This window comes from Robinsoniella sp. (assembly GCF_034124845.1).
Genome location: NZ_JAWYAJ010000521.1, coordinates 1 through 23,688, shown reverse-complemented (window position 1 = coordinate 23,688; position 23,688 = coordinate 1). Strand labels below are relative to the sequence as shown.

20 protein-coding genes are annotated in these 23,688 nt (G+C 41.2%); 19 read left to right on the top strand and 1 reads right to left on the bottom strand.

The features are described from left to right. Positions 1 to 57 precede the first annotated feature (57 nt). The 6 genes from uxuA to ACH2DQ_RS25875 all read left to right on the top strand — a co-directional run bounded on the left by uxuA (position 58) and on the right by ACH2DQ_RS25875 (position 8,713). On the top strand, positions 58 to 1,113 hold the full coding sequence (uxuA, locus tag ACH2DQ_RS25900) for a mannonate dehydratase (RefSeq protein ID WP_394914002.1): 1,056 nt from the start codon (positions 58 to 60) through the stop codon (positions 1,111 to 1,113). Positions 1,114 to 1,287: 174 nt separating this feature from the next. Next, positions 1,288 to 2,418, top strand: coding sequence for a sugar ABC transporter substrate-binding protein (locus ACH2DQ_RS25895; protein WP_394914003.1), 1,131 nt, complete (start codon positions 1,288 to 1,290; stop codon positions 2,416 to 2,418). 12 nt (positions 2,419 to 2,430) lie between these two features. Then, positions 2,431 to 4,206, top strand: a complete 1,776-nt coding sequence (locus ACH2DQ_RS25890) for a sensor histidine kinase (protein WP_395028638.1) — start codon at positions 2,431 to 2,433, stop codon at positions 4,204 to 4,206. A 36-nt stretch (positions 4,207 to 4,242) separates the two neighbouring features. Beyond that, on the top strand, positions 4,243 to 5,961 hold the full coding sequence (locus ACH2DQ_RS25885) for a sensor histidine kinase (RefSeq protein ID WP_394914005.1): 1,719 nt from the start codon (positions 4,243 to 4,245) through the stop codon (positions 5,959 to 5,961). Continuing rightward, the gene (locus tag ACH2DQ_RS25880) at positions 5,954 to 7,588 is read left to right on the top strand and encodes a response regulator (RefSeq protein ID WP_394914006.1); all 1,635 of its coding nucleotides are present in this window, start codon (positions 5,954 to 5,956) and stop codon (positions 7,586 to 7,588) included. The genes ACH2DQ_RS25885 and ACH2DQ_RS25880 overlap by 8 nt, the downstream gene beginning before the upstream one ends. Positions 7,589 to 7,684: 96 nt before the next feature. Beyond that, positions 7,685 to 8,713, top strand: a complete 1,029-nt coding sequence (locus ACH2DQ_RS25875; protein WP_394914007.1) for a LacI family DNA-binding transcriptional regulator — start codon at positions 7,685 to 7,687, stop codon at positions 8,711 to 8,713. A gap of 158 nt (positions 8,714 to 8,871) precedes the next feature. Here ACH2DQ_RS25875 and ACH2DQ_RS25870 read toward each other — a convergent pair whose 3' ends face one another. Beyond that, complete coding sequence (locus ACH2DQ_RS25870) at positions 8,872 to 9,201, bottom strand: DUF3788 domain-containing protein (protein WP_394914008.1); 330 nt, start codon at positions 9,199 to 9,201, stop codon at positions 8,872 to 8,874. 307 nt (positions 9,202 to 9,508) lie between these two features. On the opposite strand from ACH2DQ_RS25870, the gene ACH2DQ_RS25865 reads away from it, so the two are divergent. The 13 genes from ACH2DQ_RS25865 to ACH2DQ_RS25805 form a co-directional block, all read left to right on the top strand. Continuing rightward, complete coding sequence (locus ACH2DQ_RS25865) at positions 9,509 to 10,354, top strand: energy-coupling factor transporter ATPase (protein WP_394914009.1); 846 nt, start codon at positions 9,509 to 9,511, stop codon at positions 10,352 to 10,354. Then, a complete protein-coding gene (locus ACH2DQ_RS25860; RefSeq protein ID WP_394914010.1) occupies positions 10,345 to 11,205 on the top strand; it encodes an energy-coupling factor transporter ATPase in 861 nt (286 codons plus the stop codon). Before ACH2DQ_RS25865 ends, ACH2DQ_RS25860 begins: the two co-directional genes overlap by 10 nt. A 17-nt stretch (positions 11,206 to 11,222) precedes the next feature. Next, positions 11,223 to 11,354, top strand: coding sequence for a DUF6783 domain-containing protein (locus tag ACH2DQ_RS25855; RefSeq protein WP_394914073.1), 132 nt, complete (start codon positions 11,223 to 11,225; stop codon positions 11,352 to 11,354). Between the two features lie 2 nt (positions 11,355 to 11,356). Beyond that, on the top strand, positions 11,357 to 12,163 hold the full coding sequence (locus ACH2DQ_RS25850) for an energy-coupling factor transporter transmembrane component T family protein (RefSeq protein ID WP_394914074.1): 807 nt from the start codon (positions 11,357 to 11,359) through the stop codon (positions 12,161 to 12,163). 59 nt (positions 12,164 to 12,222) lie between these two features. Then, the gene (truA, locus tag ACH2DQ_RS25845) at positions 12,223 to 12,969 is read left to right on the top strand and encodes a tRNA pseudouridine(38-40) synthase TruA (protein WP_394914011.1); all 747 of its coding nucleotides are present in this window, start codon (positions 12,223 to 12,225) and stop codon (positions 12,967 to 12,969) included. 209 nt (positions 12,970 to 13,178) lie between these two features. After that, positions 13,179 to 13,358, top strand: a complete 180-nt coding sequence (locus ACH2DQ_RS25840) for a hypothetical protein (RefSeq protein ID WP_394914012.1) — start codon at positions 13,179 to 13,181, stop codon at positions 13,356 to 13,358. 56 nt (positions 13,359 to 13,414) lie between these two features. Further along, complete coding sequence (locus ACH2DQ_RS25835) at positions 13,415 to 14,485, top strand: CpaF/VirB11 family protein (RefSeq protein ID WP_394914075.1); 1,071 nt, start codon at positions 13,415 to 13,417, stop codon at positions 14,483 to 14,485. Beyond that, positions 14,482 to 15,978 carry a hypothetical protein gene (locus ACH2DQ_RS25830; RefSeq protein WP_395028637.1) on the top strand — a complete coding sequence of 499 codons (1,497 nt, stop codon included), beginning with the start codon at positions 14,482 to 14,484 and terminating at the stop codon, positions 15,976 to 15,978. Before ACH2DQ_RS25835 ends, ACH2DQ_RS25830 begins: the two co-directional genes overlap by 4 nt. Positions 15,979 to 15,990: 12 nt before the next feature. Further along, complete coding sequence (locus ACH2DQ_RS25825) at positions 15,991 to 16,146, top strand: hypothetical protein (RefSeq protein WP_394914014.1); 156 nt, start codon at positions 15,991 to 15,993, stop codon at positions 16,144 to 16,146. Between the two features lie 27 nt (positions 16,147 to 16,173). Continuing rightward, positions 16,174 to 17,298, top strand: a complete 1,125-nt coding sequence (locus tag ACH2DQ_RS25820) for a hypothetical protein (RefSeq protein WP_394914015.1) — start codon at positions 16,174 to 16,176, stop codon at positions 17,296 to 17,298. A 343-nt stretch (positions 17,299 to 17,641) separates the two neighbouring features. Then, positions 17,642 to 17,977, top strand: coding sequence for a hypothetical protein (locus ACH2DQ_RS25815; RefSeq protein ID WP_394914016.1), 336 nt, complete (start codon positions 17,642 to 17,644; stop codon positions 17,975 to 17,977). A gap of 11 nt (positions 17,978 to 17,988) precedes the next feature. After that, entirely contained in the window at positions 17,989 to 18,579 is a 591-nt protein-coding gene (locus ACH2DQ_RS25810; RefSeq protein WP_394914017.1) for a hypothetical protein, read from the top strand. Between the two features lie 13 nt (positions 18,580 to 18,592). Further along, positions 18,593 to 23,688 (top strand): leucine-rich repeat protein (locus ACH2DQ_RS25805; RefSeq protein WP_395028636.1); only part of this gene is annotated, 5,096 nt, incomplete at its 3' end.

Below are 23,688 nucleotides of genomic sequence, written 5' to 3'. Positions count from 1 at the left end.
GAAGTTCCTGTAGGAAACATTTAATAATATGAATTGGAAAATAAGAGAGGATATGACATGAAATTATCTTTTAGATGGTATGGAGAAGAAGATGGGGTTACTTTAGAAAAAATCCGCCAGATACCGGGTATGCACGCAATTGTCACCGCGGTATATGATGTTCCGGTGGGAGAGGTTTGGAGCAGGGAGAGTATACAGCGGCTGAAGATGCTGACCGAAGATGCCGGACTTCATTTTGAAGTGATTGAAAGTGTGCCTGTGCATGAAGACATTAAGCTTGGAAAACCTTCCAGAGAGCAGTACATAGAAAATTACTGTGAAAATATCAGAAGACTTGCAGAGGCGGGCATACAGTGTATCTGTTATAATTTCATGCCTGTTTTTGACTGGACCAGAACGCAGCTGGATCACAGACTTTCTGACGGTTCCACTTCCCTGGTTTATTATCAGGAACAGGTAGACCGGGTAAATCCGCTGGAAAGTGACAGTGACCTAACGCTGCCTGGATGGGATTCCAGCTATACCAGGGAAGAGTTAAAAGAAGTGGTTGCACAATATCAGGCAATGGAAGAAGATGATCTGTGGAATAATCTGCAGTATTTCCTTGAAAAAGTGATTCCGGTTGCAGCTGAGTGTAATGTTAATATGGCGATTCATGAGGATGATCCCTGCTGGAGCATTTTTGGACTGCCAAGGATTATAACCTGTGAAAAAAATCTGGATCGTTTTCTGAAGATGGTGGATGATTCTCACAATGGAATTACGCTGTGTACCGGATCTCTTGGATGCAGCAGTAAAAATGATGTAGTGCAGATGGCGGCAAAATATGCAAAAATGGGCAGGATTCATTTTGTACATGCAAGAAATGTAGCAGTTTTAGAAGAAGACAGGGGATTTGAGGAACGTGCCCATCTATCAAGCTGCGGCAGCCTGGATATGTTTGCAATATTAAAGGCATTATTTGATAATGGATTTGACGGGTATATCAGGCCGGATCACGGACGTATGATCTGGGGTGAAACCGGAAGAGCGGGCTACGGTTTATATGATCGTGCTCTGGGAGCTACTTATTTGAATGGAATATGGGAAGCCCTTGAAAAAATAAATAAATAAAAGGAGTGGAGCTGCCAGAGTGCAGTATAGATACACGAATTGCCAAGAAGAAACAGGGGACGATTTTTAAGGAAATTGTCTCCTGTTCATGTTATACTGGATTCAAATATTTTGTAGTGAATTTTAGCTTTATGGACGATTAAATCCGGAAAGAAAGGATGGAAATGAAAGCACATGGGCAGAAAACTTCTATATGGAATTGTGGCGGTTAGTTTTTGCTTGTTTATGCTGATGGCAGCCGGATGCCGTAATGCGACAGGCTCAGAACACGCTGTAGAAACAACCTGGGAAACAGACGGAGAAACAGATGGAGAAACAGAGTCTCACTATATCGCTTTCGTGCAGAAAAGTCTGAATACTTACTTTCATCGTATCGTAAATGCATCTGTACAATTTTATACACTGAAAGAGGGATGGAAATATGAATCCGCTATTGCAGACTATGACCAGACCAGACAGAACCAGCAGATGATTGACTTTTGCAGAAAGAAACCGGATGTGCTTATTACCGCTCCGATTGATAAGGAAACGATTAATCCGGCGATTGAAACGGTAAATGAAACCGGCATTCCGGTGATGCTGGTGGATACGGAATCTACTGGAGGTGAGGTGGCACTTACCGTTAATTTTGATAATTATCTGGCGGGACAGATGGCTGCCCGTGAAATCGTTCGTCTGCTCACCGAAAAGTATCAGACACCAAGGGGAGTTGTGGCACACAGCTATGGAATGACAGGAAGCAGCGCTTATACTTATCGAAAAAAAGGATTTGAAGATGAGATATCCAGATATCCTGAAATCAAATGCGTGTCCGGCAACATGAAGGGGGATGCCAAGACAGCCAGGGAATGGCTGCAGGGAGTATTGGGGAAAGGTGAAGCCATTGATGCTGTTCACTGTTCCAGTGACTATCCGGCAAGAGGGCTGGCGGAAGCGCTTCAGGAGGCAGGAAAGTGGAAAAAACAAGGAGAGCAGGGACATATTATTTTTGTGACGATTGATGGTGACCCCTATGCAGCTGACCAGATCCGGGAAGGTTATTATGATACATCTGTTGTACAGGATGCCGTGGGATATGGTAAAATTTTGGTGACGCTGCTTCGGGATTACCTGTTTCAAGGCAAGGAGATTCCAGAGGGAAGTTATTTCCTGGAGGGAACTTATTGGGAAAATTTTGAGGTGACAAAGGATGAGAGGGGGCTGCATGCTGTCGTTCCTCCATATTTAATGAACCGGGAGAATGCCCTGGACAAAAGAAACTGGAGCAATATAGCCAGAGAAGAATGGGGTTATGAATATAATTAGAAAGGGAAGCGTATGTTAATTTCAATTCGCAGCAGAGGAATACATCTGCTGAGACAATTAAAAATTAAAAAAAGGCTGGGTGTACTTTTCTTTCTGGCATCCGTAATTCCCATTGTTCTGATTGGCGGATATGAGGCTTATCGCTCTTATCAGAATATGAAAGAACTGGCGATGGATTATTCGAAAAGAATTTCGGAGATTTCAGCAGCAAACATGGAACTGCATTTCGCCAAATATGAAGAGCAGATTCAGACGATTGCGTCAAATCATTCTTTTCTTTACAGACTCCAAAATTATGAAAAGCAGGATTGGGATCAGAAAAAGGAGATTGAAAATGAAATGCGTCTGATGGTCTACAGCGTATTTGGTGAAAACCAGGAAGTGGATACGGTGGAAATGGTAAGTAAGAATGGGACCAGTTTCTATTTCCTGTCACCGGTTACCGGGCACAGTTCCAGGCTGTTAGAAGAAGTGGAGACAGACGGAGGAACTGTCTGGCGGTATGGAAAAAAAGAGGCGGGGAAGGATGAGAAAAAATATATTATTATTTCCAGGTTACTTGGAGATGGCAATAAAATTTTTGTTTCCTTAAATAAAGATTACGTAGATGAACTTTGCCAGAATCATGTAATAGGCAGCCAGTGGGTAACGGGAATCATAGACGGGGAAGGGACTGCTGTTACCAACGAAGACATTTTTAAAGAGCATCAGGGCGAAAAAGCAGGGGCGGGTAATGGGCTGAGTGATAAGATGTTTGTGATGAGCTATCCTGTTCAAAGTATGGGATGGGATATTGTGCAGGGGATTCCATACGAAGATCTGCTGGCTGGTGCAAAAAAGCAGATTCTCATAACGGCAGTGCTGGTACTGCTTCTGGCGGCGGTGGTAATTCTTCTGACCAAAATCATGTCCGAGAGTATTACAAGGCCGCTCTCCAAACTGATCACAGCAGTCCGGCAGGGAAAAACCGGAGAGCCGATCCCAGACAGCGGCAGGGATGAGTACCGGGAAGTCAAAGACGGGTTTAACCATATGAATGAAAAGAGGACGCACATGATTGCAGAGGAATATCATATGGAGCTTGAAAAAAGCCGTCTGGACAGGCTGAAAAAGGAAGCAGAGCTATCCGCACTTCAAAAACAGATCAATCCGCATTTTTTATATAATACCCTGGAAACAATTTACTGGAACGGTCAGTATGAGGGGGCAGAAGAAATCAGTGATATGGTAATCGCCATGGGAAATTATTTCCGGACCATCATCAGTAAGGGGAAAGAATATACATCAGTAAAAGAGGAAGCGGCAAGTGTAGATAATTATTTGTTTTTACAGAATATAAGGTTTGGAAACCGTCTGTTTATCCAGTGGGATTTCGAGGATGGAACCAGAGAGAGCAGAATTTTAAAGCTGGTATTGCAGCCTGTGATTGAGGATATGCTGAACCTGCTTCTGGAGATCAGAAGAGACAAAATTATGCTGCATATTGATGTATCCCAAAAAGAGGGCGATATTTTATTTACGATCTGCACAGACCAGTTGGAATATTCTGACGGAGAAGCAGATATGCTGCATATGCCTGGGTGCAAAAATGTGGATCAGAGGCTGAGGCTTTATTTTGGGGATGATTACGGCGTAAAGATTTTAGAAAATAAGGAATATAGAAAGATTAATATCTCAGAAAATCACGAATATAAGACGATAGATACTTCAGAAAATAAGCGTAACATTTCAGGATATAAGATAGAGATTTCCGTTCCCAGAAAAGAAGATCACAAGGATCCTGTTTAGGCGCAACGCAGCCGGGAAGTTGGAAAGGAGGGTTTCATGAAAGGAATAATCAGCAGACTGCGTTACATTTCTCTTGGGAGGCGGATGTACACTTTTTATATGATTCTGTGTCTGATGCCGGTTGGGATATTGCTGGGGCTGACCTGGTGGAATCAGAATTACCAGAGAGAGAGAACGGTCGAACAGTTTGAAAACATATACCTGAATCAAATTGAAACTCAGCTGGGCGCTTTTCTCAATAAATACGAAGAAGAACTGGTGCACTTATGTGAAAACAACGACTTTCAGGCTGATCTGTACCTCTATCATGAAAACACGGATTATCATACAGAAGAGGTAAAAAAAAGGGTTGCGGATATTTTAAGCAATACCTGTAAGGAAGAAGTGGTTTTTACCTATGGAGGTGTTAGATCCAGCGATGGGAAGACGCTGATTCTGGGAGGTGAAGATCTTCCAAAAGCAGATACATTTCAAGCAGTATTTCAAGAATTAATGGAAAATGCAAAAGAAAAACCGGGATGGGTAGTTACAGATGGAGGGGAGGTTTTCTGTCTGAAGACTCAGAAAATAGGAATGGCTCCCGAACGATCATTTACCGTGCTGTTAAAAAGTAATGTTGAAAAGTTAAAAGAAATATGCCAGACCCTTGGTCTGTATGAAAACCAGCAATTAAAACTGCTTAGCAACACCGGAAAAGAGCTGTTTTCCCTGGGGCCCTCAGGGGAGGAAGAATCCTGGATGAGCGAGATCAATCTTGAAAATGGATGGACGCTGAAAGTAGGGACGGGAAAGGTAAAGGGAGCACCGGCAGATATTATGGGCATCTGTCTGGCTGTGATTGTTCTGGCATGGGGAGGCATCTGCATTTACATTTTGGCAAAAAGCCTTACGGAACCGCTTCAAAAATTGTTATACAAGTTTAAAATAGCTGGAGAACAGCAGACTTATCTGGAGGATACCACATTAAGGACTGAGTTTTGTGACACCATGTCTTCGGATGAACATGGAATTTTAGATTTGGAATTTCAGCGTATGCTGGCGACACAGAAGGAGCTTACGGATAAAATGTATGTCCGAAAGATTGAAGAAGAGCGGATACAGGTAAAAATCAGGGAACTGGAGTTAAATGCAATGCAGCAGCAGATTAATCCTCATTTTTTATCCAATATTCTGGAAACAATCTATTGGATGGCGGATGAAAAAGGGTATGAACAAACGGAAGAGATGATTGCTACGTTGGGGGAATATTTTAAGCTGAGCGTTTCCTCCCAGAGCGAATATGTTCTGGTATCGGAGGAGATTGAGAATGCAAAAAGTTACTTGCGAATACTGTCGGTATTATATGAAAAACGGTTCGAAGTCCTGTGGGAGATTGATCGGGATGTTCTGCCGTGTTACACAATTAAACTGATTCTGCAGCCCATTATCGAAAATGCATTTGAGCATGGACTTTCAAAGATGAAAAGCGGGGGGAAAATAACCATACACTGTAAAACGGACAGAGATCAGATATATTTTATCATTCATAACAATGGAAAAGGAATGACAATTGAGGAACTTGACCATTTAAGAGCTTATATTAATGATGGAGAATATGATGCAAAAAAAAGTGTGGGAACAAAAAATGTAAATCTGAGAATTAAACTTTATTATGGAAACGAATATGGATTGGAATATACATCGGACCAGGATAGCGGAACGACGGCTGTAATAACAATACCGTACCGTATAAAGGAGGGAGAGGCAGTTGTATAAAGTATTATTGGTAGAGGATGAAGAGATCATCCGCAGGGGAATTAAACGGGGCGTAAAATGGGAAGAGCTGGAGTTTGAGGTTGCGGCAGAGGCACAGGACGGAGAAGAAGCACTGAACTATCTGGCGTGTACGGAAATTGATGTGGTTATGACCGATGTAAAAATGCCCGGAATGAATGGTGTGGATTTATCAAAGGAAATAAAAAAGCGGTATCCGGATATTGAAATTGTTATATTAAGTGGTTTTGCAGAATTTGAGTATGCCCGGGAGGCAGTGGCATTTGGTGCATTTGAATATATGTTAAAGCCGGTCAGGAAGCAAAAAATAGAGGAAGTATTTCTGCGCCTGCGGCAGAAGCTGGATTACAGGAAAACAGAAGAAGCAGAAATTGTGCGGCGCAGCCTGATCCTGAGCGAAGGTCTCTCTCATCTGCGTCAGGACCTGATGATTGAATTGCTGGAAGGAAAGCGCAGCGTTTATGCCAATCTGGAGGAAGAAGTGATGCGCCTGGAACTGGATTTGGTAACCAGTGATGTCACTGGAATCATATTTCGCATTGGTGTACCTGCCGCTGCGGGCGAGGGAGAAGCAAACTTAAAAGAGCAATATGCAGTGATATTTGGTGAATGTCTGCAGAAATTAGAACATTGTATTTTTGTCATACGGGATTTAGGGGAAGTGGATATTATTCTCTCCGGTTATTCCGCAGGGAAGGATGGAATTCTGTATGTGGATCAATGCACAGGTGGAATTTTTAATAAAATTGCAGAACGGATAAAAGATGAGGTTTACCAGGGGGAAGAGACAAGTATCGGAGTGGGAATTGGAATGACGTATCCATCGGTTACTCATTTATATAAGTCTTATATCCAGGCGAAAAAGGCACTTGAGAAGAACTTCTACAAGAAAGGCAGCTTCATAAATGAATTCCAGGAAAGTATTGAATATGAGTTTGAGAAACAGTGGGTGCGTGACTATCCGGTGGAAATGAACCGTATTTTAAATCAGGTACTGGAAGGGGATGTTCAAGGGACGAATGAGAGCATTCGCCAGATGTTTTGCAGCTTTGAAGAAAAAAGGCTCAATTCAGAAATGATTAAAAATTATTGCTACGTACTGGGAATCATGTTAAAAAATGCAGCTTATGGCGTCATAAAGGAGCGTCAGACAGAAGAATTGGAAGACGGTGCATTTGAAGAGCGCATAAAGACCATGTTTACCATAGATGAATTAGAAGCGCTGATGCAAAGAGTATTCCACGGGATGGCGGAATTGGTCAGGGACAGCGGTGGGGTAGAGCCGGTTAAGAAAAATCAAATGATACTGCAGGCGAAGGAGTATATCCGTAATAATTATAACAAGAAGGTTTCGATGGATGATCTGTGCCGGGAACTTTATCTGTCTCCAACTTATTTTTCCTATATGTTTAAGAAGGAAACGGGTGAGAATTATATGGAATATCTGCAGAAAATCCGCATGGAAGAAGCTAAGCATCTTCTTAAGACGACGAATCAAAAGGTGTATGAAATTGTAGAACAGGTAGGATATAGTGATTATAAATATTTTACCGTGCAGTTTAAGAAGTATGCGGGAATGTCTCCAAAGGAATACCGGACCAGAGGATAGTTTTTCATTGAGTTTTCCATTGTGTCTTATTTTTCTTGAATTTTTATTCATCAGTTGATATACTTTTACTATCAGATATCGGGAAGAGGAAAACCAATGGAATCAATTACGATTAAGGATATAGCAAAATTATGTGGTGTTGGTGTGAGTACTGTGTCAAGGGCGATGAATAATCATCCGGATATTAATGAAGAGACTAAGCAGAAAATCATGGAAGTAATTAAAGATTATCATTACGTGCCCAACAACAGCGCCAGGAATCTAAAAAGGGCAGATGCCAAGGCAATCGCAGTATTAATCAAGGGAATTACAAATCCGTTTTTCAGCAAGATGATCAAGGTTTTTGAGCAGGAGATTCAGGAAAAGAAATATACGTTTGTGCTTCAGCATGTGGATGACCACCAGGATGAGGTGGATGTTGCAATCCGTCTGGAGAAGGAGAAAAGGCTGAACGGAATTGTATTTTTGGGCGGTCACTTTTCCCACTCTCAGGAGAAGCTGGAGCAGATTCCAGTACCTTTTGTGCTCAGCACCATTGGACTGCGGGATCAGTCCGGAAGTGAAAAATATTCCAGCGTCTATGTAGATGATGTAGAGGAAAGTGCCAAGATGGTTCGTTATTTGATTGGTCAGGGGCACCGCAAAATTGCAATCATTGCTTCCGGCGAAGATGATGAGAGTATAGGAAGACTTCGTCTGGAAGGGTATAAAAGAGCGCTGGAGGAAAACGGAATTGCATATGACGAATCCTATGTTGCCCGGATGAAAGATGATGTGGACAGCTATTCCATGGAAAATGGCTATGCGGTAACCAGGGAACTTTTGGAATCCGGGAAGGATTTCACTGCTGTCTTTGCCATTTCCGACAGTATTGCCATTGGATGCTGCAAAGCTATATTTGACGCCGGAAAAAGCGTGCCGGAGCACTATTCGGTGGCTGGATTTGATGGTCTGGAGATGGCGGCTTACTATCACCCGTCTATTACAACGATCCGTCAGCCGGTAGAGGAGATGGCAGAAGCTACGATTAAGATGCTGTTTGATGTGATTTTAAATGGTGCAAAGGAACGGCAGAGGGTATTTGAAGGTGAACTGATTGAGGGCAAGTCGGTAAAAAAGATATAACGGAAATGTAATTATAAATAATTTTGATAATAGGTAAGAAATACCGGTGTCGGTTAATTGTGACGGCGGTAATCATGACGGGAGTATAATAGAGAGTGGGATAAAGTCGTCCGAGCTTATCCGCGCTCCTTTTATACTCTTTTTGTGGTTACTTTAGATTAAAGTGTACGGAAATGTATGAGTTCCAAAATATCTTTTTGGATTTTAGCATCTGTGATGTCCAAAAACAGCCATTTTCCGCCATTAAAGAACTTTGTATTTTCATATGCTTCCTGAACTTCACGGCAGCAGGTCCGGATGAAAAATTCTATTTCCACCTGTTGACGTTCACTGGCTATGACCAGAATTTTAAAACAGCCTTCCTGAGGATAAATTGTACATAAATTTTTACCTTTTTTCCGGTATTTTATATTCCAGCCCTTTAAGGAACAGCCGCTGTATTCTATTTTGGGAAGGGCTTTATATGTTTCAGTCAAACAGGCGTGCATCTGGTTTCACAGCGGATTCTGGATATATACACCGATTTGTTCAAAATCAGGCATAGTGGTTTTCGGATATAATGTATCCCAGGTCATAAGTGATACCTCCTGACTAATTCTTGTTTACAGAACATGAAAAACCGATTATACCATAGAAGGGATTGGGATGCTATTCCTACAATGCTTTTTTATTTTAGAAAGATTACAGAATCATTTTAGAAATTCTCATCCCGAAAGTCCTTGTAAAAATTCACTAAATCATATACAATATACAAAGATTAGAATTGTTAACAATGAAACTAAAACAGGTGACAATATGGGAATTATAAAAGCAAGCAAGCTTGTATATGAATATTTTAAATATGGTGAAGATGGAAATGTGGAATCTACCCAGAGAGCGATTGATCATGTGGATCTGGATGTAAAAAAAGGGGATTTTATTGCAATACTGGGACATAACGGTTCCGGAAAATCTACCCTGGCAAAACATCTGAATGCCATCCTGATACCTACGGAAGGGACGCTTTATGTAGATGGGATGGATACCCGGGATGATAATAAGGTATGGGAGATCCGTCAGACGGCAGGAATGGTCTTCCAGAATCCGGATAATCAGATTATCGGAACCGTAGTGGAAGAAGACGTAGGTTTTGGACCGGAAAATATGGGAGTGGAATCCAAAGAAATCTGGGAACGTGTGGAGGAAAGTCTGAAAGCGGTAGGGATGTGGGAATATCGGGAAGCTTCTCCCAACAAGCTCTCCGGCGGTCAAAAGCAGCGTGTTGCCATTGCAGGTGTGGTGGCTATGCATCCGAAGTGTATTGTCCTGGATGAGCCAACCGCAATGTTAGATCCAACCGGTAGAAAAGAAGTCATCCGTACCATACGGGCATTAAACCAGGTAGAAGAGGTAACGGTAATTCTCATTACCCATTATATGGAAGAAGTAATTCATGCTGATAAGGTAATTGTAATGGATGAGGGAAAGGTTGTCATGCAGGGAACACCCCGGGAGATATTTTCCCAGGTTGACACTTTAAAAAAATATCGTCTGGATGTACCCCAGGTAACACTGCTGGCGCATGAATTAAGAAAGTCAGGCGCAGATCTGCCGGAAGGCATTTTAAGTGTAGATGAGTTGGTGAATGAACTATGTCAATGAAAATAGAAAATTTAAGTTATGTGTACAGTGAAGGAACAGCATTTGAAAAGAAAGCTCTGGATCAAATTAATCTGGAGATCCCAGATGATCAATTTATTGGAATTATTGGCCATACCGGTTCCGGTAAATCAACACTGATCCAGCATTTAAATGGTCTTGTGAAAGGAACCTCCGGTAAAATTTATTACGATGGGGAGGATATTTATCAGGATGGATTTGATATGCGCAGCCTCAGAAATCAGGTAGGACTGGTATTTCAGTATCCGGAGCACCAGTTATTTGAAATTGATGTGTTTACGGATGTCTGCTTTGGTCCCAAAAATCAGGGATTGTCAAAGGAAGAAACGGAAGCGCGGGCATTAGAGGCACTTCGGCAGGTAGGTCTCAAGGAAAAATATTATAAGAAATCTCCGTTTGAGCTGTCCGGCGGACAAAAGAGAAGAGTAGCCATTGCCGGAATTCTTGCAATGCAGCCGAAAATGCTGATTTTAGACGAGCCCACCGCAGGGCTGGATCCCAAAGGCAGGGATGATATTCTGGATCAGATTGCAAAACTTCACAGGGAGCGGAAAATAACAGTTGTACTGGTATCACATAGTATGGAAGATGTTGCAAGGTATGTAGAGCGGATTATCGTTATGAACAAAGGAAAGATCATGTTTGATGACAAGCCAAAGCATGTGTTCCAGCACTATAAAGAGTTGGAAGCAATTGGTTTGGCTGCGCCGCAGGTCACTTATGCCGTAAAGGCCCTGGAAAGCAAAGGATGGAAGATAGATACCAGCGCTACCACGGTTGAAGAGGCAAGGGATGCTATCTTAAAAGCCATGAAAGGCAGAAGTATGCTTTAGAGCGTGTTTGAAAATTCATTCCCGCAAACTGTGACATACAGCTGTCAGAAAGCAATTTTAAAACACGCTCTAGTACCTGTTGCCAGAAAATTGAGAAATGGAAAGGAAGCCAGTATTACAGGAGATCCTGTGATATGCAATGGTTATAAATATGATAAGAGATATTACATTAGGACAATATTATCCGGTGAAATCTCCCATTCACCGTCTTGACCCCAGGACTAAATTAGTTGGTACAATTGTATTTATCGTATCGTTATTTATTGTACGGTCGTTTATTGCTTATGCATTTGCTGCCGTCTGCCTGGGTGTCGTGATTAAGATGTCAAAAGTACCTTTTAAATTCATGATAAAAGGGCTGAAGACCATTATGATCCTGCTCATGATCACGGTTGTTTTTAATCTGTTCCTGACGGGAGGAACCCCGGTTCTGACAATATGGAAGTTTACGATTACCCGGGAGGGAATCGAAACGGCAGTCTTTATGGCACTTCGTCTGGCATTTCTGATTATCGGATCTTCTGTCATGACGTTGACCACCACGCCGAACCAATTGACAGACGGTATGGAAAAAGGACTGCGTCCCCTGAATAAACTGCGTGTACCGGTACATGAAGTAGCTATGATGATGTCCATCGCCCTTCGGTTTATTCCGATTTTGTTAGAAGAAACGGATAAAATTATGAAAGCTCAGATGGCCAGGGGAGCTGATTTTGAAAATGGGAATCTGATACAAAAGGCAAAGAACCTGGTACCGCTGCTGGTACCGCTGTTCATCTCTGCATTTCGCAGGGCGAATGATCTGGCAATGGCTATGGAAGCCCGGGGTTATCATGGTGGTGAAGGAAGAACGAAGATGAAACCTCTGGTTTATAAGAAGCAGGATTATGCAGCATATATCTGCCTCCTGGTTTATCTGGCAGGGATGATATTAATAAAATTGTATGTAAAGATGTAAATCCTGGAGTTCTGTAAAAAAGTAGTGTATAAAAAGTAGTCTGTAAAAAGGTGTGTGACATGAAACGAGTAAAATTAGTAGTTGCTTACGACGGCACAAATTACTGCGGCTGGCAGGTTCAGCCCAATGGAAATACGATTGAGGATGAATTGAATCGTCATCTTTCCGAACTGCTGCAAGAAGAAATTAAGGTGATCGGTGCCAGCAGGACAGATGCCGGGGTACACGCCCTGGGAAATGTAGCTGTGTTTGATACAATGGCGAGAATGCCGGCAGATAAGATTTCTTATGCCATGAATACCAGGCTCCCGGCAGATATCCGCATCCAGGAATCCAGCGAGGTATCCGAAGATTTTCATCCGAGATTCTGCAAAACAGTGAAGACATATGAGTATAAAATTTTGAATAAACGTTTTCAGGATCCAGTTCGCCGCCTGTATTCCCTGTTCTATTATATTCCCCTGGATGTGAAGCGCATGCAAAAAGCGGCTGCTTATATGATTGGGGAACACGATTTTGCAGGACTTTGTACTCACAAACCGGAAATCACAAATACGGTAAGAACCATCTATTCACTGGATATTGACAAAAAGGATGACCTGATTACAATCCGTGTCAGGGGTAACGGATTCTTGTATAATATGATTCGGATTATCGCAGGTACGCTTATCCGGGTAGGGAATGGAAGCTTTGAACCGGAGTATATAATGGAGATTTTAGAAGGCAGAGATCGGAAAAAAGCAGGTGAAACAGCAAGGCCGGAAGGGTTGACGCTGGTAAAAATAGAATATAAAGATAAAGAGTGATGTTTAAAAAAATAAAAAAACATCACTCTTTTTCTATTGACAAAGAAAATATCTTATGTTAAAGTATGAATATCTTACAAATATAAATTCTGGCATTCGCCAAAGATTTTCCCATTTTTTAAAACAGTATTAAGGATTACCATGATAGAACATCTCTGACTTTATTTAGGGATTCTCTATAGAAAAATATGGAAAGGAGGAATATGCCTATGAAAGCATTTCTGGAGGAATACGGTATCATCATAATTGTTGCAATTATTGCATTGATTATGGTTTTACTGGCAACCCCATTAGGTCATTATATCGGTGAAGCAGTCGCAGCCACCGTTACAAATTTCATTACCAAATCCGGTATCACAAGTCCACCTCAAATTACAATGCCCTGGTAGTACAGGAGAATGCAGGGACTGTAACAAGTTCCTGCAAAAAGAAAGGAGAATGCAGTATTAATCTTAAAGATGATTTTTGGACTTTTAAAGAAGAAAATTATGGACCTTTCTTAAAGTATGTCAAGGATGACCTGGTAACGGACATTAATTATAATGGCAGAGATACCTGGATAGATCACCTGGAAAAGGGGCGGTTCCTTGCAAAAGACATAGAAGTAACACCGGATTTTATTAATCAGTTCAGTATGCGTCTGTCCAATGCGGTCAGCGCAAACTTTAATAAAAATGAAAATCTGCTGGAGGCAGAAACAAAAACACTGCGGATATCAATTATACATGAAAGCGTAGCAAGTACGGGCAGATCAGTATCCATCCGGAAAACAGATCCCTGCCGTCGGCTCACCGAGCCGTTAATGCAGAAGTGCGGCTATTGTTCCGGAGAAATGATGGCATTTTTAGAAAATGCCGTAAAAGCCCATATGAATATTATTATGTGCGGATTGCCGGGATCGGGAAAGACGGAATTACTCAAATATCTCACCAGATTTGTACCCGACAATGAAAGAGTCATCACGATTGAGGACAATCTGGAGATACACTATGCAGACATTAATCCCGGAAAGGATGCAGTGGAATTGAAAGTAAATGAAAAACTATTTGACTATACAAAGGCAATAAAAGCATGTCTGCGTCAAAATCCAAAGTGGATTATGCTTTCAGAAGCCAGATCGACAGAAGTAAAATATCTGCTGGAGGCAATGAGTACGGGTACCCATTGTCTGACGACTTTGCATACGGATGATGTTCGCAAAGTCCCGGATAGAATCCAAAATATGATGAAGGATTCCTTTTCGGCAAACCGCATGGAAAATGATATCTATTCCTTTGTGAATGTAGGTGTTTTATTGAAAAAGCGAATTAACAGTGCAGGAGTAATCCAGCGGTTTATAGAGCAAATCGGTATCTATAACAGAAATGAAGGCAAAGGGGTGAATGAAATAATGATGCTTGCTGAAAATGGCGGTATGACACAGCGCGGACTTCCTCAGAATATTGAGAAGAAATTCCTACAGGACAACATCCATAATCCCTTCCGGGTAACGGGGAGGTATGAAGATTGGCAATGAGTAGAAAAAGAAAACCAGGCATCTTTAACTGGTTAAGTCCCAGAAATCTGGTGTATGAAGTAAACCGGTATGGGTATCATTTTTCCTTGCTGGGTTTTTGGAAATTTTATCTGCTGGCACTGGTCAGTATTTTTATCATAAGTATCATCTATCAATTACAACTGCCTTATATTCTGGCGGTATCGATTTTTTCTCTGTTCTTATCCCCTTTTATCATTTTGAATACGTATCAGAATATGTACCAGCAGAAACGGTTTCTGGATGTAACCAATTATCTGGAGCAGCTTCTGTATTCCTTTCGTAAAGGACCTAAGATACTCACATCATTACAGGATACACTGGCTGTATTTCCAGAAGGGCAGATGCATGATCATATTCTGAAGGTCATGGATGCCATTCAAAATAAACCCATTGGAGAAGGTGGAGATTTATACCGGGATGCATTTTTGGAGATGGAAGAGTCTTATGGCTGCCGCAGGATGCGTCAGGCACATGAATTTTTAATAAAGGTAGAGAATTTTGGCGGCGAGTTTAACGGTGCAATTGATATCTTACTGGAAGACCGCAGAATGTGGATAGAAAGAGTCTATGAACTGGAAAAGAATCGAAGTAATCTCAAAGTAAAGATTACGATTTCCCTGGCACTTTCCTTTTTGATCTGCGGACTGACGATGTTCATGCTGCCAAAGGACTTTCAGACGCTTGGTAACGGGTTATCCCAGGCAGCAACCATGTCTTTGATGATCAGTAATATTATTATCTGGTATATGGGGCAGAAGAAGCTCAGTGTGGACTGGTTAAACGACCTGGAAGAAAACTGTGAAGAGATCCAAAGATGTTATGATCGGGTTATGAAGCAAAATCCCAAAAAAGAAAGACAAAAATCCTTTTTCATGGCTGGAATCTGCCTGATAATCTGTGCAGCCGGAACCATTCTTCAAAATATTCCGGTTACGGTCATTGGGGCATCGGCTGTTATATATGCGCTGATGCAGCCCGGAATGGGACTTAAGATGGCGAAAAAAAGGATGGTTAGGGAAGTGGATAAGGCATTTCCGATCTGGATTATGGAGATGTCACTGCTGCTGCAAACAGACAATCCCCAGGTAGCGCTGACAAAGTCTGTTGACAGGGCGCCCTATGTGCTCAGAGAAGATTTGCGTAAGCTAGTAGATAATATAGAAAAAAATCCTGCAGCCATTGAACCATATCTGGGATTTATGTCCGGATTTGATTTGCCGGATGTGCAGTCTGTACTTCGGATGCTGTATTCCATGTCTGAATCCGGCTTGGAAGATTTTAAAAATCAGATTATATTTCTGGTGGAGCGTAATAACCGGCTCTTGGATAAGTCGGAAAGAATCATAAATGAAGATAAGACAGCAGGGACAGGAATGCTGGTGCTAATTCCAATGGTAACCGGATCCCTGAAAATGATGACAGACCTGGGAGTCTTTCTGATATCCTTACTGAATTTGACCCAGGGAATGTAGAGGAGGGGTAAAATGAAAGCAGTTTTAGAAGAGTATGCCTACGTAATAATCGGAATTATTTTGGCGGGGCTGATATTAATGTTTTTATTCAGTGGTTTAAAAGAAGGTGGATTTTTAGAAGTATTGGCAAGAAGATTTTCAAGTATGGTATTCGGCATAGCCATATAAGAGCAATGATAAGCGGGAGGTTGTGAGATGAAGGTTTTTATTCAGGAGTATGGAAAAGTAATCATAATAGCCATAATCGGGGTGATCTGTATGATGATATTACTGTTTCATGGAGCGTTTATGGATATGGTGGACCGTCTGAAGCCTGCTAATCCAAATGTTCGAAACGAAGAAACAAAATATAAACTTACCAGTCTGTCAAAAAGAGAAAAACCAAAGTTTGTTTTTGGTTCGCCCCAGTTAAAGCTGGGGGATAAAATATTTATTCGTGATTTGGTATTAAGGGTTGCGGATGCAGATGGTAATGATCTGAAAGAGAATATCCGTTACTACCTGGAGGATGGGACACAGGTATCATCCGATTACGAAATACGGGCAGTCCAGTTTGGAACGATGTCTTTTCTGTTTCACGCAGAGGATTCACAGGGACTTACAACGGATAAAAAATTCGCTGTAGCAATAGTAAACAATTTGGATAGTCCGGAAGCATCAAAGCTTTTGGAAGAATGGGATATTGGAAAAGTACCTCAGACGGTAATGGCAAAGATTTTTGAGTATGATGATCAGACATCAGGAAATCCAGGAAAGCGGTATGCCCTTACCATTGATGGAGAAGGAGCGGTAAAGGAATATGGTAGTGCTGGCCAGATACCATGGCTGAAAGATTATGCAGATAAAATAACGGAATGTGAAATTGCCGATACTGTCCGGACAGAAAATGTCAGTTACTGGTTCAGCGGGTGTTCCAGACTGGAAATGATACCTAAGTTTCATGGAGTCCGCAGAATGCAGGGAACTTTTCAGAACTGTGTATCCATTCGATATGGTTTTATTGAAAATACCGTGGAAGATATCAGTCAGGCTTTTAAAGGCTGTTCTGAAATGACTGGAATGGGACCTGTTTTTTCCTCTGTCAGCAGGATGGATGAAGCCTTTTCGGGATGTGTAAAGCTGCGGGGAGAATTATTTATTCAAGCAGATCCTATCAGCTATCTGGACTGTCTGGAGCTGACAGCAAGCCAGACAGGCGGTGTTTCTCTGAAAATCTATGGGGCAGATGAAACTAATAGTTCTACCTTAAAAGAAATGGTAATTCAGGAAAATATAAAACAGAATGGCTCTCATGTGAGGTATATGGGAATAAAAAGCTAGTACTGCATTGCACAAATAACTATGAATATAGCACCCGCTATCTCCGCCAGGTGCACGTCTGTGAAGCTAATCGTAGCCAACTACGCCGTCGCTTCGCAGACGCACACCTGACGCAGATATCAGACACTCTATTCACAGCTATTTACGCAATGCTGTACTAGATATCCAGTTACCGGCAGAGATGACAAAAAAATTTTAGATGGGGGTACGGGGATTTATGAAGGATATCTTAGAGGAATATGGACAGTCAGCGGCAATTGTTATAATCGGTTTGTCTCTGGTAAAAATTTTGTGGGCAGTGATGCGGGCATTGTCGTTCTAAATAAAAAATGAGGGAGAAAAGATGAAAGGAATTGTTGAATTTTTTATAATTATCATTACATTTGCACTACTTGCCATATCAGGAACTGCGTATATTACGGCGTCTATCAATACGGCAAATGCAAGAGACTATCACGCATCAATTATAAATGAGCTGGAAGCCAGTAATTTTAATCAGGAAGTAATCGAAAGCTTATATACCGATGCGGCAGATAAAGGATATGTTCTCGAACCAATACTTCCCTATGAAATACAAGATCATAAGAAAACAGCCGAAGTGGTTCTGAACTATAACTATGATATCGGAATTTTAAATATCACAAAGGAACAACATACAATACGTGGCTATGCAAGATAGGGGAGGATTATATGAAAGCAGGCATCATAGCATTTATCAGCATTCTGGTATTACTTTTGACAGGAAGCATTATTTATACAGTTTCCGGCAGAAATATCAGAAAATCAGAGCTGGAAAAAAGTCTTTCAAATGCAATTGAACAGACAATGGAAGTAAAATATCTGGATCATACATATCCAATCAGGGATCAGAATGAGCTGATTGCAGATCTAACCGGGAATTTATTTGCACAAATAGCCAGCGATGCAGATATAGAAATTCGTGTTAAAACAATAGACTTTGAAAATGGGTGTATGGATGTGGAAGCCATAGAACACTTTAAATATTTTACAGGAAAGGTTGGGGAAATTGCAGTCAGAAAAACAGTGATTTTCGAGCAGTTTCAGGATCCAAATGACAAATTTTATCGGGTTACATTTCTAAATAAAGACGGAACATTGTTTCGGCAGCTCCAGGTCTACCATGAGGGGCGGCTGACAGCACCACAACCGGAACCGGATAATTTAATCAGGTGGGAATTAACAGGGGATAGTGCATGGGATGGTGATTTCGGTAAAATTCTTGTAACTGAGGATATGACATTTCGTGCAGTATGCAGATAGGGGGTAATAGATAATGAAAATTAAACCAGGGAGAAGGATGATCGCAACCATATTAGCCCTTGCTTTGTGTCTGCCGGACATAGCTTATGGGGTGGATAAAAGAGTACCGGGTGTTAAGACTGGATCAAAGGAGTCAGTTGGGATCACAGATGCAAAAGCACAAAGTAATGCAGTAGAAGATTTTGCAAGCGTGTATGGAGTGAACAAGGCGGGCAATTCAAAAGAGGATAACAAAGAAGAACCGGGAACAAACGAGCAGGGCATTACAGAAGAGCATACGCATACCATTGGAGAGCCGGGAACGAATGTGCAGGGCAATACAGAAGAGCATACCATTGGAGAGCCAGGAACGAATGCGCAGAGCAATACAGAAGAGCATACCATTGGAGAGCCAGAGACGAACGCGCAGAGCAGTACAGAAGAGCATCCAGGGGGAAAGCTAGAGACGAATGCGCAGAGCAATACAGAAGAGCATCCCGGAGGAGAGTCAGAAACGAATGCGGAAAGTAATACAGAAGAATTAACTGGTGAGACAGGGATACAAGGGGAAGGGAATTCAGAGCAATCCGTTAGCCAGACAGATCTTCATGAAGAAAATAAGACAGAAAAACATCCCGCTGTTGAGTCAGAACCTAATGAGGAAAGCAAAATACAAGACACTTCTAATGCTGAACAAGCCGAAAAAATAATTTTCAAATTTTCAGAATATGTAAGTGGTGAATTCCTGGACGGAGTACTAACGATCACCGGAAAGGGCGAAATACCGGATTTATCTATGTATGAGGATAATCCCCTTAATGATATACAAACGAAAATTGAATCTATTATTATAGATGAGGGGATTACGGTTATTGGTAATTATACATTTCGTAACTGCCGTAATGCAGAAACACTGAAGTTGCCGGTTTCTTTAAAAACCATAGGGAAATATGCTTTTGCTGAGAATTACTGCCTTTCTAAAATACAACTGCCGGACAACCTCCAAATTATAAAAGAAGGAGCGTTTAGCAAGGACATAAACCTAAAAATAGAGAACTTCCCTGATACTTTGCAGCAAATTGAATCATATGCATTTTTTAATTGTTTTAAGATCAGGAAAAAAGATGCAGAGTTAAAAAAAATTAAGATAAACGAAGATGCATTTTTCCAGTATCCGCGTTATGTGAATCTTGAAATACAATCATACAGGAAAACCAATGACAGTGGTGAACCAAACTTTGTTGGAGGCCTTTATTATAATGCCTACCAAATGACACAGGAATTACAAGAGGCTGAATTACAGAAACTTCTGGAAAAACGAAGTGGTAGTTCCGGAAAATCAGGAGAGAGATACAAGGATCTGAAAAGCTATTATGATGATATCATACAGCAAAATTATCCGGATGCAAAAATAAAATATTCGGTTTCGGTAGTCGATAAAAAGGCTGGTTTAAAAAAGACGATATCACCTTTTGCGGCATCAACCAGAAATGCATCCAACCAGGCAGAGCTTGAAACTGCGATTAAACAATCCGGCAGTGGTGATGTTATTAATATTACAAAAAATATGACCCTTAAAAATGTTGTTATCACAAATAAAAATATCACGATCAGAGCATCCGGCGGCAATCGCACAATTACACCTGCCAATGGGAATAATGTAACTGCATTTATCTTAAACGGTAACAGCAAGGTCACTTTTGCAGCAACAGGAACCCATACGGCATCCAATGGATCGGCAGCAGCTAATAAACTTTATATTGGTGCAAGTGCCACAAAGGGAACCGGTAATTGTATAAATTCCAGCAATATCATTGTGCAGGGCACAGCAAGAGTTACAATAAACGGCAATGTACTTGTGCGGAACAGCCGTTATCATACTGTTTATGGAGATCCAAATACCACTATCGTATTAAATGGCGGAAGTCTTATGAATACAGCAGAGGTTACAGCAGTGAATGGCGGGGGAAATACATTTGGAATTGGATCTTACGGAACCATTTTGATAAAAAGCGGGAAAATTTACTGTGAGAGTACAAAGCGGAAAATGCAGTATGGACAGGGAGTACATTCCAATGGCGGTACGATAGAAGTTACCGGAGGCAGTATTTATAACTGCAACGTAGGTGTGGGGGTAAATCATGGAAACGGTGCAAATGGAGGGAATAAAGAGGATGCATATGCAACCTTCAGTGGAGGATTTATCTATAATAATGATATTGGAATACAGATCAATAATTCTATAGCGGATATTAATTCCGTATATGTAGGTTTGACTTCGTATACAAATGCGGATACTTATCAAGTTTCTTCTAATACAACTTATGGAATATCTATTTCCGGCAAGTCAGATGTATGGATGGAGTCAGCAGGGAGGATTTACCATACCGGAAATGAGGGCATACACAATGAAGGATCACTGGACATTACAAGCAATACAAATGGAAATAGAACAAAAATATGGGGAAATGCAGGGTATGGCATCCGCAATACAGCAACCGGTTATGTATACCTTTATGGAGTTAATATTGATGGTGCCAAGACGGGCGTGTTAAATGAGAATACCAGAAAAGACAGCTGCAATATAGAAAATTCACCTTTCTCAACGAAAGGCACCGTAATTCAAAACTGTACCTTAAGGGGTGTTCAAAATAATGGGAACATGTCTATCGTTACGGTAGATTATGGGCTTGGAAACAGGATAGAAATTATAAATAACGGAGGAGGTGATAAGGGTGGAGGAATTTATAATAATACCGGAAGGACCTGCCTGATAGATGCGCAAAGCAGTGATGCAGACTCAATCCGTATTAACGCTAACAAAGGAAATTATGGAGGAGGAATTTATAATGATGGAACGGTAACCCTGAAAGGAACGGTATCTGTCTCCGGAAATACAGCGTCATCCAGTGGCGGAGCTATCTATAACAATCAAAACTTAATTATAAACAACGGAAGGATCTTAAATAATACTGCAGCAACTTATGGCGGAGGTATTATGAATAAAAACACCTTAACAGTTACCGGAGGTGAAATTACAGGTAACCGTGCAGTGGCTAACAGCGGCGGCGGCATATGCAACGATGGAGGTACACAGGGCGTTGCCACTGTATTAACTATATCGAATGGTAAAATATATAATAATACTTCAGGCAAAGGATCCGGAATTGAACAGCATGGGGCATATAATCCGAAAATGACTGTAAAGGGCGGGTGGATATATGGCAATGCTGGCGGCTACGGAATACATAATGAAGCGGGAACTGTAGAAATAAAGGATGGCGCTGGTATGGGATTTTCATCCTGGACGAATAGCACCGTCTTTACATCCAGTAATAATGGAGAAGGAAATATATATAATAAGGGAAATCTGTCAGTTCAGGGAAACGCAAATGCATGGATTTGCCTGGCAAGTACGACTAATTTTAATATAAATAATGTGGGGACTTGTACCATTAATTCATCAGGAAACTATCCTGTTATAACAGGGAAATCTACACATGCAGTAGATAATTCGGGGCAAATGACGATAGCTAAAGTCCTGATTTTGAATGCACAAGCTGGAATTTACAATAGCAGGAATATAAATATCAACGGTGGAGGGATTTACGGCTGTACTGCTTATGGCATATATAATACCGTTACCGGAAATGTAATTATGGGAAATGCAGATATTCATGATAATTACAATTATGGTACGGGGGCAGGAGTCTATAACCTTGGAACCTATACCATGTCATCCGGATATATACGAAATAATACATCATCAGGTGGCGGAGGTGTGCAAAACAACGGGATATTTAATTTAAAAGGCGGTGAGATTAAAGACAATATATCAGGCAGATTAGGTGGTGGTGTCAGGAATGATGGGACATTTACTATGGCCGGTGGAGGCATTAATGGAAATACAGCAGCCAGTGGCGGCGGCGGAATCTTTAGCGGAAGAAATAATGATCTGATCATTTCCGGAGGTATTATTAAAAATAATAAGGTTTCATCCGGGAATGGAGGTGGAATCTATACGGATACCCATAATGCCAAAATATTAAGTCTCACTAATACTACGATAACAGGAAATACAGCCACAGGCGGAAACGGCGGCGGGATATATTATAATGCCAGCGTTACATTAGAAAGCAATAATATTAGCAGTAATTCAGCTGTAACCGGCGGAGGCATTGCCTTTGGGGGAAGTGAAAATACATTGAAATCCGGTTCCGTGGCTAATAATACGGCAACATCCTGGGGAGGAGGCATCCAGGTATTGTCAGGCTGTTCACTGGTTCTAAATGAGGCCTCAATTTATGGAAATACCGCACCCAATGATGGTGGTATCAACAATGATGGAATCATTCGCATGACGGGAGGAACGATCCACAGTAATAAATGTAAAGCTGGAAATACCGGAGGAGGCATTAGGCTGGGAAATGCATCTGCGTATTTTACAATGACCGGCGGCAGAATCTATGGAAATCAAGGATATGGCATAGTAAACACATTAGGTACTGTAGATATCGAAAATGCGCCGTCTGTGGGTAATAAGTGGTCTTTCATCGGATTCGAAAAATTTGAAAATGCAGGTAGCGGACTTACACAGGCACAGTCGGAATCCAATCAAAATTCGAATGGTGCCATATACAATGCAGACCGACTAAATATAAAAGGTAAAACCCGAATATACAGCGAAACTGCTTATGGAATTAATAACCAGGGTAAACTCAACATGTATAACGGAGCAGATTGTATCCTATTTGGTAATTCTGATTTTGGAATATATAATGGGAGAGCCGGGATATTGACAATTGGTAGTGAAAATCAGGTCTGGTTTGCAAAAACAGGGTTGAAAAATGAAGGAACTGCAACTTTGAGTGGTGGTACGCTTACAGAAAATTCAAAAAGGGGATTGGAGAATACAGGAACCTTTCATCTGTATGCCGGAAATATCTCTAATAATGGTAAACAAATCACAAACAAATTCTTTCCAGATGGTTTCAAGGGATCTGACGAGATGGGAAATAGTATATATCAGAATGGTATTTTAAACGTAAAGGGCAATCCCAAAGTGTCTCAGGACATTTTTTTAACAACAAATCATTTTATTACAGTGGTTGATACCTGTGAATCGGATTT